16 protein-coding genes, 1 tRNA gene and 1 pseudogene are annotated in these 14,523 nt (G+C 52.9%); 2 read left to right on the top strand and 16 right to left on the bottom strand.

The features are described from left to right. Nucleotides 1-32: 32 nt before the first annotated feature. On the top strand, nucleotides 33-749 hold the full coding sequence (locus VGK02_05275) for a DUF5714 domain-containing protein (GenBank protein HEY3374457.1): 717 nt from the start codon (nucleotides 33-35) through the stop codon (nucleotides 747-749). Here VGK02_05275 and mnmA read toward each other — a convergent pair. The 8 genes and pseudogenes from mnmA to larB form a co-directional block, all read right to left on the bottom strand. Beyond that, nucleotides 730-1,830: a tRNA 2-thiouridine(34) synthase MnmA gene (gene mnmA / locus VGK02_05270; GenBank protein HEY3374456.1), complete on the bottom strand. Its 1,101-nt coding sequence runs from the start codon at nucleotides 1,828-1,830 to the stop codon at nucleotides 730-732. The two genes, VGK02_05275 and mnmA, sit on opposite strands and share 20 nt — an antisense overlap. A gap of 5 nt (nucleotides 1,831-1,835) precedes the next feature. Beyond that, on the bottom strand, nucleotides 1,836-2,222 hold the full coding sequence (nifU, locus tag VGK02_05265) for a Fe-S cluster assembly scaffold protein NifU (protein HEY3374455.1): 387 nt from the start codon (nucleotides 2,220-2,222) through the stop codon (nucleotides 1,836-1,838). Nucleotides 2,223-2,235: 13 nt separating this feature from the next. Next, entirely contained in the window at nucleotides 2,236-3,414 is a 1,179-nt protein-coding gene (nifS, locus tag VGK02_05260; protein HEY3374454.1) for a cysteine desulfurase NifS, read from the bottom strand. A gap of 136 nt (nucleotides 3,415-3,550) precedes the next feature. Continuing rightward, nucleotides 3,551-4,180, bottom strand: a pseudogene (gene cysE / locus VGK02_05255) (serine O-acetyltransferase). Nucleotides 4,181-4,224: 44 nt separating this feature from the next. Further along, nucleotides 4,225-5,193 carry a cysteine synthase A gene (gene cysK / locus VGK02_05250; protein ID HEY3374453.1) on the bottom strand — a complete coding sequence of 323 codons (969 nt, stop codon included), beginning with the start codon at nucleotides 5,191-5,193 and terminating at the stop codon, nucleotides 4,225-4,227. A 15-nt stretch (nucleotides 5,194-5,208) separates the two neighbouring features. Further along, complete coding sequence (locus tag VGK02_05245) at nucleotides 5,209-5,655, bottom strand: Rrf2 family transcriptional regulator (protein HEY3374452.1); 447 nt, start codon at nucleotides 5,653-5,655, stop codon at nucleotides 5,209-5,211. A 129-nt stretch (nucleotides 5,656-5,784) separates the two neighbouring features. Then, nucleotides 5,785-6,630, bottom strand: a complete 846-nt coding sequence (gene larE / locus VGK02_05240; protein HEY3374451.1) for an ATP-dependent sacrificial sulfur transferase LarE — start codon at nucleotides 6,628-6,630, stop codon at nucleotides 5,785-5,787. Further along, nucleotides 6,578-7,405 carry a nickel pincer cofactor biosynthesis protein LarB gene (gene larB, locus VGK02_05235; protein ID HEY3374450.1) on the bottom strand — a complete coding sequence of 276 codons (828 nt, stop codon included), beginning with the start codon at nucleotides 7,403-7,405 and terminating at the stop codon, nucleotides 6,578-6,580. The genes larE and larB overlap by 53 nt, the downstream gene beginning before the upstream one ends. Before the next feature lie 270 nt (nucleotides 7,406-7,675). Here larB and VGK02_05230 point away from each other — a divergent pair, with 270 nt between their 5' ends. After that, nucleotides 7,676-8,095, top strand: coding sequence for a hypothetical protein (locus VGK02_05230; GenBank protein HEY3374449.1), 420 nt, complete (start codon nucleotides 7,676-7,678; stop codon nucleotides 8,093-8,095). A 38-nt stretch (nucleotides 8,096-8,133) separates the two neighbouring features. Here VGK02_05230 and VGK02_05225 read toward each other — a convergent pair whose 3' ends face one another. The 8 genes from VGK02_05225 to eno form a co-directional block, all read right to left on the bottom strand. Further along, entirely contained in the window at nucleotides 8,134-8,490 is a 357-nt protein-coding gene (locus VGK02_05225) for an STAS domain-containing protein (GenBank protein HEY3374448.1), read from the bottom strand. A gap of 196 nt (nucleotides 8,491-8,686) precedes the next feature. After that, nucleotides 8,687-8,773, bottom strand: a tRNA-Leu gene (locus tag VGK02_05220). Between the two features lie 85 nt (nucleotides 8,774-8,858). Continuing rightward, nucleotides 8,859-9,779, bottom strand: coding sequence for a Ppx/GppA phosphatase family protein (locus tag VGK02_05215; GenBank protein ID HEY3374447.1), 921 nt, complete (start codon nucleotides 9,777-9,779; stop codon nucleotides 8,859-8,861). Continuing rightward, nucleotides 9,776-10,276, bottom strand: coding sequence for a DUF501 domain-containing protein (locus tag VGK02_05210; protein ID HEY3374446.1), 501 nt, complete (start codon nucleotides 10,274-10,276; stop codon nucleotides 9,776-9,778). The genes VGK02_05215 and VGK02_05210 overlap by 4 nt, the downstream gene beginning before the upstream one ends. 156 nt (nucleotides 10,277-10,432) lie before the next feature. Next, nucleotides 10,433-10,810 (bottom strand): S1 RNA-binding domain-containing protein, encoded by a 378-nt coding sequence (locus VGK02_05205; protein HEY3374445.1) that lies wholly within the window; start codon nucleotides 10,808-10,810, stop codon nucleotides 10,433-10,435. A gap of 86 nt (nucleotides 10,811-10,896) precedes the next feature. Further along, the gene (locus VGK02_05200; protein ID HEY3374444.1) at nucleotides 10,897-11,481 is read right to left on the bottom strand and encodes a septum formation initiator family protein; all 585 of its coding nucleotides are present in this window, start codon (nucleotides 11,479-11,481) and stop codon (nucleotides 10,897-10,899) included. 142 nt (nucleotides 11,482-11,623) lie between these two features. Then, nucleotides 11,624-13,036: a pyruvate kinase gene (pyk, locus tag VGK02_05195; protein ID HEY3374443.1), complete on the bottom strand. Its 1,413-nt coding sequence runs from the start codon at nucleotides 13,034-13,036 to the stop codon at nucleotides 11,624-11,626. A gap of 56 nt (nucleotides 13,037-13,092) precedes the next feature. Next, nucleotides 13,093-14,379, bottom strand: a complete 1,287-nt coding sequence (gene eno, locus VGK02_05190) for a phosphopyruvate hydratase (GenBank protein HEY3374442.1) — start codon at nucleotides 14,377-14,379, stop codon at nucleotides 13,093-13,095. Between the last annotated feature and the right edge of the window lie 144 nt (nucleotides 14,380-14,523).

Raw genomic sequence — 14,523 nt, 5'->3', positions numbered from 1 at the left:
GTTGAGCTACCACCAGGTATACTGAAAACTGCATGGTATGCGGTGAAAAACTTATATACCGGGCTAGGCCGGAGCTACTTACTTGCTATTTCTGTGGTCAAGCATCCGCGGGAACGATTTCATGCGTAAATAATCATTTCGTCTGCGATGCCTGCCACGGTCAGGATGCGCTTCATGCGATCACCACAATCGCCATAACGACTAAGCTTAACGACCCGATACAGATTGCCGAGCAGATGATGAGCCATCCCTCGGTGCCGATGATCGGCGGCGAGCATCACGCTATAGTGGCAATGTCGCTAACCGCAGCGCTAAAAAGCGCGGGTCCCGTGTCGTATAACGATCAAGAACTTATCATTAACGATGATCTCATAGAGCGCGCTCTTGATCGTACCTGGACGGATAGAGTTCCGTCGTGCATGTGCGCTAATTACGGCGCGTGCGGCGCCGCCCTGGCGGCCGGTGTGGTTATGAGCCTGCTTACCGATGCTACGTGTGATAAACCTAAGGGAAGAGAACGCCAGATCGCAATGCAAACCACAAACGCGGCTACGGCAAAAATAGCTTCATATATGGGGACGTGCTGCAAATTAAGCACGCGTCTTGCAATCGAGAGTGCCTGTGACGCCATCAAGGAACATATGGGGCTTTCCCTGCCGCGAACCATCACAAAATGCCAGCACCAGAAGCGAAATCCATATAAATGCTTAGGAGCTGCGTGCCCGTTCTCTAAACCGAGCGGTCGATAGTGCCGCCACCGACCACGACATCACCGTCGTAAAATACGACAGCCTGACCGGGTGATATTGCGGATTCCGGGTAATCGAATTCAACATGAAGCTCGTCGTTCGGTAGCGGAGTGATTGTAGCCGGCGCTTCCGGCGATTTGTAGCGAATTTTTGCTTTCACACGCATCGGCCCGGCAAGCCGGCCGATCGAGATCAAATTAATGTCACGGGCAACAAGGCTGCTTTTCAAAAGGTGATCTTTAGTGCCGACGATAATTGCATCCTCTTCCTCTTGTATCGCAATTACATAAAGCGGCTGCGGTGCCGATATCCCAAGCCCTTTGCGCTGCCCTATTGTATAGTGAATAATGCCGTTGTGCGTGCCGAGTACGTTGCCCTGCATGTCGTAAATCGGCCCCGGGCGATCAGCGCCCGGTGTATACTCGGTGACAAATCTTGGGTAGTTTTTATCGGGAACGAAACATATCTCCTGGCTTTCTTTCTTCTGAGCTACCGTGAGCCCAAGCTCAGTAGCCCGGCGCCTGGTCTCCTCTTTTGTAATATGACCGACCGGAAACATTGTGTGCGATAGCTGCTCCTGCGTGAGCACGTAGAGCACGTAGGACTGGTCTTTACTCTCATCGATGCCTTTTTTCAGCAGGTAACGGCCGCGCTCTTCACTGTGCTCAACCCACGCGTAGTGCCCGGTCGCAATATACTCTGCGCCGATTGCCCTTGCCTTATGAAGTAGCGCTTGAAATTTTACATACTGGTTGCAGCGAATACAGGGGTTCGGTGTGCGCCCGCGCTGGTACTCGGTTACGAAGTCTTCGATGACTTCTTGCTTGAAAATTTCGCGGAAATCAAAGGTGTAGTGCGGAATACCCAGTGTATACGCTACGCGCTTTGCATCGTCGGTCGCGGAGAGCGAACAACAACCGCCGAAGCGCTCGGCCTCTTCCTCGGTCTTTGCCGAGGGCCAGATATTCATCGTAATGCCGATTACGTCGTAGCCGGCCTCTACAAGAAGCGCGGCGGCGACAGAGCTGTCGACACCACCGCTCATAGCACATACCACTTTTGTTTTAGCCGTTTTAACCATAAATATTACCCGTTATCAGGTGCTCCCCCATTTTTCGTGCGGTAATCTTCTATTGCCTTCTGCAGGCCGTCAACGGCCAGCACCGAGCAATGCATCTTCTGCGGCGGCAGCCCATCGAGCGCATCGGCAATGTCCTGCCTGGTAAGCTTCTCGGCTTCCTCAAGGCTCTTGCCCAATGCCATCTCGGTAACCATACTGCTTGTGGCAATTGCCGCGCCACAGCCGAGCGTTTTAAATTTTACATCGTCGATCTTATTATCTTTAACCTTAATCGTAATGCGCATCATATCGCCGCACGTCGGGTTGCCGACCTCGCCAATGCCGTCCGGCTGCTCGACTTCACCGACATTTCGCGGATTACGGAAGTGCTCCATTACCTTTTCGCTGTACATGCTATCTATCTCCTTAACAGGTTTTTCCCCAGCTCGCATCAAGAGGCGACATTGCTCGTAAGCGCTCGATAATCGGTGGCAGAACTTCGAGAACGTAATCGATATCCTCTTTGGTTGTCTCGCGACCGAGGGAGAGCCGCAGGCTGCTGTGTGCGATCTCAGCCGGAACCCCCATCGCGATCAGTACGTGCGACGGGTCGAGCGTACCCGATGTACATGCCGAACCGCTTGAGCAGCTAATTCCCTCCATGTCGAGGCTTAATAGGATTGCTTCGCCTTCGGCACCGACCAGGCAAAAGCTCGCGTTGCTGGGAAGCCGCTTTGTCGGATGACCGTTCAGGCGCGCATAGCTTACCTGCCCGAGCATGCCGCGGATAAGGTAATCGCGAAGCTCAGTTAAACGCACCGTTTCAGCCGCCATTTCTTTTTCCGCAAGTTCGATTGCCTTTGCGAACCCGACAATGCCCGGCACATTGTGTGTGCCGGCCCTGCGGTTATGCTCCTGACTGCCGCCATGCATAAACGGCACCATACGTGTGCCGCGCCGCACGTATAGCGCACCGACGCCTTTCGGGCCGTAGAGCTTATGCGCCGACATCGAGAGCAAATCGACGTTGAGCTCGTTGACGTCAACCGGAATATGACCCACGCTTTGCACCGCGTCGGTGTGAAGCTGAATACCGCGTTCTCTGGCAATCTTGCCGATTTCGGCGAGCGGCTCGATCGTCCCGACCTCGTTGTTTGCGTGCATGACCGAAACCAATACCGTTGTGTCTTTCATCGCTTTTGCGATATCCGCCGGATCGACCATACCGTGCTCATCAACCGGCACGTATGTTACCTCAAACCCGCGTTTCTCAAGGAAATGACAGGGTTCGAGCAATGCGTGATGCTCGACCGTCGTCGTTATAATATGATTGCCCTTTTTCTCATTGCCGTATGCAATACCTTTAATCGCAAAGTTATCGGCCTCGGTACCGCCGCCCGTAAAGACAATCTCACGCGGATCGGCGCCGATAAACGCGGCGACCCGGTCGCGAGCATCCTCGATGACGCCGCGCGCACTACGCCCCAATGTATACAGCGAAGAAGGGTTCCCGAATTCCTGCGTGAAATATGGCATCATCGCTTCGACGACCTCACGCCGTGCCGGTGTCGTTGCCGCATAATCCATATAGATGAACTTCTCCAAATTGTCGCCTCCCCTAGATGCCATCGCCTGATGTATATGTATCGTCAACACCGGCGCCGTCAAGCTCACATACAGCGGTTTCGTCTTTTACCAGACGCAGCGCCGACGCGGCTTGCTTTTGCTGGCGTTTGTTCATCTCATCCATTTTTTGTTCAAGCTCTCTGATGCGATCGCCCAAACACTTTATAGCCTGTGCCTCCGGATCGGGCAAGTGACCGTGCTCGAGTTCTTCTTCGGCGGTGCGCCCTTTCACACTCGAGAAGATAACGTGCCCGGGTACACCGACTACCGTGGTGTTTGCCGGAACGTTTCGAATAACGACCGAACCGGCGCCGATCTTAACGTTCGCGCCGACCATGATCGCGCCGAGCACTTTCGCGCCCGCACCGACAACGACGTGGTTGCCAAGTGTGGGGTGACGTTTGCCCTTTTCCTTCCCTGTACCGCCAAGTGTGGCGTTTTGGTACACAAGCACGTCATCGCCGATCTCGGTGGTCTCGCCGATAACAACACCCATACCGTGATCGATAAAAAATCTGCGCCCAATCTTGGCGCCGGGATGGATCTCGATGCCCGTCATGAAACGGCTCACTTGCGAAATAAATCGCGGGATAAGCGGCACGCGCCGCTTATACAGGTAATGCGCTGTGCGATGCATAAGAATCGCGTGAAAACCAGGGTAGCACAAAACCACTTCGACGATGCTTTTCGCCGCCGGATCTTTATCAAATATTGTTTTGACCTCTTCTTTTAGAGTTCGAAACATTAACCTTATAACCGTAAGCCTTTCTTATTATTTCTTTTGGCCGTTTAATCTAGGTCCGCGAATACCGGATTACTCAAGTATCGCTCGCCCGTGTCGGGCAATATCACGACGATGAGTTTTCCGGCGCTTTCAGGCCGCCTAGCAACCTGGACCGCAGCATAGGTGGCTGCGCCGCTTGAGATACCGGCCAGTATCCCCTCTTCGCGAGCGAGCCGCCGCGTGAACTGTATAGCCTCTTCATTCGTGACCTGTATGATCTCATCAATTATATCAATATTTAATACTTTCGGAACAAAGCCGGCGCCGATGCCTTGTATCTTGTGGGGGCCTGCCTGCCCGCCCGAAAGAACCGGTGAATCTGCGGGCTCAACCGCCACCGCTCTAAATTCCGGTTTACGCTGCTTGAGCGCTTCGGAAACTCCCGTTATCGTGCCACCCGTGCCGACACCGGCCACCAGTATATCAACGGCACCGTCGGTATCATGCCAAATCTCGTTGGCGGTCGTCCTGCGATGCATATCCGGGTTGGCGGGGTTCTCAAATTGGTGCGGCAGATAATAATCGGGATTTTCGTTTTTAATTTCTGCAGCCTTGTCGACTGCCCCCTGCATACCTTCTGATCCGGGAGTTAGGATGAGCTCGGCACCGTAAGCCTTTAGCAGAGACCGGCGCTCAATCGACATAGTATCCGGCATAGTAAGGATTACCTTGTAGCCGCGTGCCGCGGCAACAAATGCCAGCGCAACACCGGTATTTCCGCTGGTCGGTTCGATAATGGTCGCCCCCGAAGCTTTGCCGGCCGGTGTTACGATGGTCTGGCCGGGTTTGAGCAAGCCCTGGCTCTCGGCCCAGTCGATCATGTTGACGCCGATCCTGTCTTTGATGCTTCCTGCAGGATTGAATGATTCCACCTTGGCGATTACTGTACCCGCAGCGCCATCGGTGATCCTGTTTAGTCGAACAAGCGGCGTGCGACCAATAGTCTCGGTGATGTTGTTATAAATCTGTCCCATTGCATCCTCCCGTTACTAGATATAATACATCGGCTGCATTGCTTGATCGTACCGTACCTGGTTCATGGTAAGCTGATCGAGCGTCGTATCTTTAAGAATGCCCTCAACAGCAGTATCGACCTGATACCATAAATCCTGCAGTGCGCATTGTGTTTTGCGAGCGCATTCCGATGCGCCGTTGCCGGCACAAGAAACCGCCGCCACGGGACCGTCAAGCGCCTGGATAACGTCGTAAACCGTTATATCCTGCGGTGCTCTCGCCAATGTTACGCCGCCTTGTGACCCGCGCTGGCTGTTGACCAGACCCGCTTTCTTGAGCCTCGGGATTTGTTGCTCTAAGAAACGCTCCGGGATACCTTGCCGCATGGCAATTTCACGGACTCCGACCGGCTTATGTCCGTCATTGCTTGCCATATCGATTAACGCCCTGAGCGCGTACTCACTCTTAGCTGAATACCTCATAACACTTCCTTACACCTGGCAATATAGCTAATACCATAATTCCGATACAATTAGTGCGATTTTGTGTGTTTATAAGAACGTAGCATCGTAACAGGTAGGTGTCAAATATTTCTAGCGCGGTGGGCGATATTACTTGCCGATGCCGACGTTCAAACTGCCGCTTTTGAAGCCCGCAAGATCAAGCGCGATGAAGTGAAATCCCAGGGCTTTTATACGCGCGGCGATAGTGCCGGCTTGCGCAGCCACCTTGATAAGGTCCTTGCTCGGTACTTCGATTCGTGCGATGTCGCCGTGGTGCCGCACCCGCAGCTCGGTAAGGCCAAGCTCACGTAGATAGCTTTCGGCCTCGGCGATTTGTTTGAGTTTTTCCTCGGTGATAACTTCACCATACGGCACACGCGACGCAAGACACGGCGTGCATGGCTTATCCCAGGTAGGAAGACCGCAAGCGTTGGATAGCTCGCGGATATCGTCTTTGGTCATCCCAACCTCTTTAAGCGGGCTGCGAACGCCTAGCTCCTCGGCAGCTTTGATGCCGGGGCGCCAATCATCCTCGTCATCGGCGTTTGTTCCGTCGAGCGCAACAGCGAAAGTACGCTGGCGGCGAATCTTATCAATCATGGAAAAACGCAGTCTCTTGCAGTGATAGCAGCGCTCCGGCGGGTTTGTAATAAACTGAGGGTGCGCGAGCTCATCGGCATTGATGACCATATGCTCGGCGCTGAGCTGGTGGGCGAGCGCTTCTGTCGCCTCAAGCTCGTTTAGAGCGAGTGTCGCTGAGTACGCCGTAACCGCGAGCACGTTCTTCGGCCCGAGCACATCAAGGGCTACTTTGAGTAAAAAAGTGCTGTCAACACCACCCGAAAACCCGATAACGACGCTCTTCATACCGGAAAGAACGGCCTCAAGACCGGTTAGTTTTTCAGCTGCTCTTTGCATGTTCGCCGTCCTTACTGCGACCGGTTGATTGCTCATCCAAACAACCGGAGAGGTTGTCGGGCTCGCCGATGCGGTTAATCATAGCCGCCAAATACCCGGCCCCGAAGCCGTTATCAATATTGACCACGGCAACACCGCTCGCACATGAATTAAGCATAGTAAGAAGCGGTGCAAGACCGCCAAAGTGCGCACCGTAGCCTATGCTGGTCGGCACCGCAACGACCGGGCAGGACACCAACCCACCGACAACGCTGGGAAGCACACCGTCCATGCCGGCCGCAACAACGATAACCTTGGCGTCGGCCAGGCGCTCGTAAAACGCCAAGAGACGGTGTAGCCCGGCGACGCCGACATCGTAAATACGCTCGACATTAGCGCCTAGCATCTGCGCGGTAACCGCTGCTTCTTCGGCAACCGGCACATCGGCCGTACCGGCGCTCACGATTGCGATACTGCCGACGCCATCGTGCTGCGGTCGCTTATCCACCGTGATCACGCGCGCTTGCGCGTGATACTGTGCGGTCGCCTCTAGCGCCCGCACCACCTCAAAAGCCGCTTCATCCGCTCGTGTTGCAAGAAGCGTATCGCTGTTCTTTAAAAGCGTTTGCGCGATGCTTTGGACCTGTTCGGGTGTTTTCCCCTGGCAGAAGATGACCTCGGGAAACCCCTGGCGGAGTGCGCGGTGGTTATCGACCTTGGCAAATTCAAGATCGGTAAAGGGCAGGTGATGCAGCCGCTCGTATGCCGCATCGATATTTATACTGCCGCTCTTTAGCTCTTCAAGGACCCGCCTGATGGCAGCGTCACTCATATTCATACCTCTTCTCAGATTTTTTAATGCCGACGCATCATAAAAGGATACTCATACTGTAGTGCAAACTTCGTGAACAGGCAATATCCACCATTTGCCGGTTATGTAGCATCCAGAGGCGCAACCATGCGCGATGGCGATGCCCTTGCATGTTTATTCCACAATAGGGTTTTGTATGCAAATTGCCGCTATTGTGAACCAATCGGTGTGCTTTTGCTGATTCTTGCGACACCAAGGTGGGTAGATTTGAAAGAGACCTAGGGGGGCACCATGGACATCAATCATATCGGCATAGCGCTCGCTTCATACCTGACCGGAGCGGTCGCCCTTTATGCCTATTTAAACCGTAACCGTTATATAGACATCGCAATAGCATCCGTCGCCGTGTTTGTGTTTGGAACCGGGATGCTTATGACCGGAGTTAATATTCTCGCCCGTTATTCATCCGTTCTAGTGGCGGCATCCACCGGTATTATGGGAATCGCGGCGGTTATTCTTCTTGTTCGCCTGGCCAGGGATGCCGTTGATGCGCTGTTCGAACGTCCCGGTCCGCGCAGCACACAAAGGCCGCGACTATCACGCCGGCTGCCTCCCCGACGGCAGCAAAACGAGCAATCGCGCTCCAGCGAGCCAGGTTCATCGGATGCACCGGATGCACCGGATAACAACCGACACGCAAGCGGTACGTAGTTTAGTAAAGCATGCTAAGAATTACGGGAAAATGAGAATTACGGCTGCTGTCCGATAGCCTGGCATGCGTCGTCTTTGCAGGCAAATCGCTCAATACCCGATGCGTCAAACAGGCCGAGGTTACTGAACTTTTTTATAAGATGGCCGTTGTTCCCAAGAACAAGTGCGTAGCGAGCTCCAATATCATTAAGCCTCGCTTTGTTTGAGATCAACAGCCCGATGCCGGAGCTATCGATAAGGGATACGTTTGAAAGATCAACGATTAGTCCCTTTGGTGCTTCTGCGAGCACGGTCTGAAAATAATCGCTAACCCGATCTTTCTCGGTGAGATCGAATTCACCGGCAAGCACCATAACATGGATACCAGTTTTGCGAGCTATTTCAACGTTAAGCATATAATCCATCCCTGGAAGTAAAATTTATCATCATTGCAATGCGGTAGTATTGCCGGAATCACCCTGAACGAGTGCCTCTACCCACATCTTGCTCCAAATCACGCCCTATGTAAAGCACCCAATTAGGTAATTACGCATGTAATATCGGCCAAAATAATAGCAGAAAGGCATCGATCGAATCGATGCCTTTCTGCACTGGTGCCCGAGGCCGGACTCGAACCGGCACACCCGCAAGGGCGGCGGATTTTAAGTCCGCTGCGTCTACCTATTCCACCACTCGGGCATGTATATCACGTGCTAAACACATGAATTCCTAATTTAATGTAGCGATTACTTTAGCTAAAGTCAAGGTAGCTTTTCTGCCCACCCTATATACCCATTGAGTAAATTATCCCGTCTAAAATATCGCGTTCGCTTACGACCATTTCCGAAAAGCGTAAACCCCTGAGCGTTTCTTCAAGGATAATAGCCCCGGCAATGATAACGTCCGCCCGTTTCGGATGCATTCCCACGATGCGCTTGCGCTCTTCCAGCGGAACGGATGCCAGCTGTTTGATTAATTCGACGAGATCGGTAAGCGTAATGCGCGAGCCGTGAATTTTTGCCGGGTCGTACGGTGCAATCTTATGCACCAGCGCCGAGGCCTGCGTTGCCGTACCGGCCACGGCGATCAATATCGCCGGTTTTGCCGCAGCGATTACCGCAAAAACGGTCTCCGTTAGATCATGCACGGCTTCATGAACATTGGCGAGCTCGCCCGGTGTGGGCGGATCGTGTTGCATGAACATCTCCGATAAGCGTACTGAGCCGATATCAAGGCTTTTTGCACCGAAAACGATGCCTTCGGCACCGTAGATGTACTCGGTGCTACCGCCTCCCACATCAACAACTAGCGCCAATAGATCATCCGGCGCCGGCGTGTCTTCACCGGTAGCCCCCGCAAAGGTAAGCCTGCCTTCCTCTTCGCCCGTTATGACCTCGATGGTGATTTCAAGGCGTTCCTGAACGAGCCTGATAAAATCATCGGCGTTGCCGGCATCGCGCATGGCGCTGGTCGCAATGGCGCGCGAGCGCTCTACGCCATGCTCATCCATGAGTTCTTTATACCGTGCAAACGCGCTGAGCGTTCGCTCCATCGCTTCAGGTTTAATGATGTGTTCCCTGTCGACACCTTCACCGAGACGGGTGATTTCCATCTCGCGAACAAGATCGTGCCACCCTTCATCATCACGGCGCTTAATGAGTAGGCGCACTGTATTTGTACCGATATCGATCGCCCCGAAAATCATCTGGTATCACACCGCCTTTGGCATGAAATTGAGCCGAGTTGCTCATCTACCATGCGGCCGATCGGGTTTTTGCCGGTCGCTAAGTAATGAGCGTAGTGGGCGTGCAGGCACTTTACACCGCGAAGATCGTGGACACCACCGACGCCCGTTGTCAGCACCGGATGGTCGACTCCTGTTGCTGCCTTGCGGCGGCGCGCCATGTAGTCGATATGCGCAGTAAGTATTTCCTCGCAGAGCCGCCCATCTTGCGTAATCTCGCGCTGCAAGCGCTCGGACCAGCCCGCATCCTCCAGCTTCGATACCTCTTTTACCTTGAGCGGGCACGAAAGCCAGAAGAGCGTAGGAAACGGGGTGCCGGCATCGACAAATACATCGGACTCCAGCACCTCGGGGCAACCAAGCACACAGCGTGATGCCACACGCCGGATGCCGCGTGCGTGCCGTTTCAGCTGCTTCTCTATTGTTTCAACGTCGCCTTGCGCAAGCGTTGTCGTCATACCCACCACCATTACTTCATAGTCATATGTGTATCATTAATATCATGGGAAAAGAAGAAAAAAGCACCTCTCTGTTATCCCTCGAGATACTTTTTCAAACTTGGTCATCTATTATGATTATCGCGTGTTTAACCACCGTCGAATGTGTTTGCGCTTCTAACCGCGTTTGCCTTCTATGTTTCTCTTAATATCCCCTAGTCTCTCCTCGCTCGAGCGAAGGAAATTTTTCATCATGCGCTCAAACGATTCGCCCGACTCACGCCTTTCGAACGTGCGGACTTTAACCTCTTCTTTCGGAGGTTCTTCAAGTTGCTTCAAGGAGAGATCGATCTTGCCGTCTGGCTTGATGGCAACCACCTTTGCTTTGACCTCGTCATTTTCGTGCAAGAACTCCTTGACGTCCTTTACATAAGAGTGCGCAATTTCGGAGATATGAATTAGCCCGATGAGACCTCCGGCAAGCTCGACAAATGCGCCGAAGTTTGTAGTTTTGACTACCTTACCTTCGACAATACTTCCAATTTCCACAGACATACGTTTGTTTCAGAAACTCCCTTCATATTCATGATGCGATTTTCCCATTTTACGAGGGTACATGTCAAGAATTGATAGGGTCCTCGTTATAATACATTTGAAAAGAATCCGGTTAGTCTCTGCCACAACGAAGGCTGAGCTATAGCACCACTCTTTTGGCTACTCTGATTGTTTCCCTTCTGCGTTGCTTTTAAATCCTCTGGGACTACCACAACAACTTCCTCATCGGGTTTCGAGAGCCCCAAATCGCGCGCCTTTTGCTCCACAAACTCATCTGAGCGCAAATATTTGACCTGCTGAGAAAGCTGGGTGTTTTCACTTTGAATGGTATTGAGCTGCTTCTGCAGCTTCTGGAGTTCTCTACCTTGTTCGATCCGATGAGATAATGGATAAATCGTCCAGATAACGAAGTAAACAAAGACAGCAAGCATGGCGATACGTCCGTAGTTAAACCTGATCTTTTTCTTGGCTTTCGGACGAAGTTCCCGGACATTACTGTTGCCGGTACGGCGTGGTGATGGTGCCTGGGTAAGACGTTTTGTACCCGTGCGAGTTTGGGCAGGATGCTTCGTGCCAGACTGTGGCGTGGTCGCCCACACCGGTCGCTGGCCGGGATGATTGCTTCTGTGCTTTGTACTGTGGCCCTTCTTGTGGCCTTGTCGTGCATCCAATACTGTCTCTTTTGCTGTGTTGTAGTATATATCTTAGTGCATCTGTTGCCATGATTGGGGTTGCAGTGCGACCACTTCTCAACGTATATGATAGTACAACCGGACGCCATAAGAAAGAGCGGAATCAGCTATTTCGCACAAACTACACTCTCTGCACTTTGATAAGATTTGTCGTTCCCGGTTGATTGACCAAAACACCTGCAGTGATGACCACCCGATCGCCTTTAGCGATAAGGTTGGCGTGAAGCGACGTATCGACCGCAATATCGAACATATTGTCCAGATTAGTGCTCGGACCTGCTTTAAGCGGTATCACGCCCCAGGTCAGCTGCAACTGCCTGATAACTTCATTCCTCGGGCAGATCGCGATGATCGGCTGTGACGGGTGATGCTTGGCCACCTGACGCGCCGTCTCACCGGATTGCGTCGACGTGATGATTGCGGTCGCCTCAAGCGCGGTCGCGATTTCGCACGTAGCGCTGCTGATCGCCTCGGTCGTGCTCAGATGCGGTTGGCGGATACCGTTGGTGCGATCGATACAGTATTTCTGCATGTGTTCGGCTGCCAGAATCGTCCGTGCCATCATAAGCACGCTCTCAACGGGGAAGCGCCCCATAGCCGTCTCTCCGGAGAGCATAAGGGCGTCCGTGCCATCCAGGACCGCGTTAGCGACGTCACTTACCTCGGCCCGTGTGGGGCGCGGATTGCGTATCATCGAGTCGAGCATCTGTGTAGCAGTGATTACCGGTTTGCCGACCACGAGACATTTATTGATAATCGTCTTTTGGGCGAACGGTACGCGTTCGGTCGGCATCTCAATGCCAAGGTCGCCGCGGGCGATCATGATTCCATCGGTTACGGCGATGATCTCGTCAATGTCGTTTACCGCTTCTTGTTTCTCGATCTTGGCGATTACTTTCGCCTTGCTGCCCGCCCAATCTATTAAGTTCTTAAGCATTTTAACGTCATCGGCGGAGCGCACGAATGAAAGACCTACCCAATCAACACCCTGATCAAGGCCAAACGTCAGATCGGCTCGATCCTTTTCGGAGAGCGGAGAGAGGCTCACGTTGACGCCAGGAAGGTGCACGCCCCGGCGAGCGTTGAGCGGCCCGCCTTCGATTATCTTGGTGTGCACGTCTTCGCCCTCAATATCGGTCACCTCAAGTATGATGAGGCCTTCATCGATTAAAATGGTATTGCCCGGTTTAACTTCGCGCGGCAGCTCAGGATAATTGATCGAGACGATTTGGTCGTTGCCGGCAACCCGTCGGGTGGTGACCGTAAAGGTATCGCCCTCGTTGAGAACCGTTGGGCCGCCTTCAATGTCACCGATACGAAGTTTCGGGCCGGAGAGATCCATGAGAATCGCCAGCGGCCGACCGGTCTCTTCCTCAAGTTGGCGCACGCTGGCAATCGTGGCGGCATGATCATCGTAACTGCCATGCGCCATATTGACGCGTACCACATCCATGCCGGCATCAAGAAGTTTTCTCATCGTCTCGATGTTGCGGCTAGCCGGACCGACCGTACATACAATTTTCGCATGCCTCACTATATATCCTCCGTGTTACTGGTTCACTCTGTCGTAATACTTATCGACCGCTACTATTAACGCTTGATATTATAGAACGCCGGCAAGCCGGGGTATGCTGATGTGACCCCCAGGCCTTCCTCTATCTGAAGAAGCCGGTTGTACTTGGCTACGCGATCGCTTCGTGCGGGCGCGCCGGTCTTGATCTGGCCGGCGTTGAGCGCTACGGCAAGGTCCGCAATAGTCGAGTCGCACGTCTCGCCGGAGCGATGCGATATTACCGCGGTATAATTTGCCTTTTGCGCCATTTCTATAGCATCAAGCGTCTCGGTCAAGCTACCGATTTGGTTGAGCTTGATAAGGATCGAGTTTGCGGTGCCTGTTTCAATGCCGATTGCCAAGCGCTTAACATTGGTGACAAACAGGTCGTCACCGACGATTTGGACGCGATTGCCGATTCGATCGGTAAGCTCTTTCCAGCCGTCCCAATCGTCTTGGCTCATGCCGTCCTCGATTGAGATGATCGGATACTTATCGCACAGCGTTTCATAATAATCAACCATTTGGGTCGATGTGAGCGAGCGTCCTTCACCTTCGAGCACGTACATGCCGTCTTTATAAAACTCGCTTGAAGCCGGGTCGAGCGCGATATAGATATCCTGGCCCGGTATATATCCCGATTCTTCAATCGCCGACATAATAACCTTAATTGCCTCTTCGTTCGAGGCAAGGTCAGGGGCAAAGCCGCCCTCGTCGCCGACCGCGGTATTGAGCTTTTTGGCTTTGAGCACTTTCTTTAAGTTATGGTAGACCTCTGCGCTCATACGAAGTGCTTCTTTAAATGAAGGGGCGCCTACCGGCATAATCATGAACTCTTGCAGGTCAACATTGTTATCCGCGTGAACGCCGCCATTAAGGATGTTCATCATCGGCACGGGCAGCGCATGCGCGTTTGCTCCGCCGACGTAGCGGAATAGCGGCAGCTCAAGGTAATTTGCTGCTGCTTTTGCAACGGCTAAGGATACACCGAGAATCGCATTTGCGCCTAGGCGGCTTTTGTTCTCGGTACCATCGAGCTCAAGCATCGTCATATCAATAAACCGCTGGTTGAGCACGTCAAGATCGGCTAACGCGGGGGCGATAATATCATTGATATTACTAACCGCTTTTTGTACCCCTTTGCCGAGGTAGCGACCCGGGTCACCGTCACGCAGCTCGAGTGCTTCGTATACGCCCGTGGACGCACCGGATGGCACAGCCGCGCTTCCCACAATTCCGCTATCAAGGACGACCTCTACTTCAACCGTTGGATTGCCTCGCGAATCCAGAATTTCCCGCCCAATAATCCTCTCGATAATACTCATGTATCCTCCTATGAAAGAAATCTACTCCAACTTACATTTTTATGTCGATCTCAGCACAAAGTTGCTGAAATCCTCAAAGACCCACTTGTTCTTCAGGGTCTGGTAGATAATACCAAGCAGCTTTTTTGCCGTGGCAATGATGGC

Source organism: Candidatus Aquicultor sp., assembly GCA_036504445.1.
Lineage (GTDB): Bacteria > Actinomycetota > Aquicultoria > Aquicultorales > Aquicultoraceae > DASXVE01.
The sequence above is the reverse complement of the archived record's forward strand: the minus strand, read 5'-3'. Positions and strand labels throughout refer to the sequence as shown.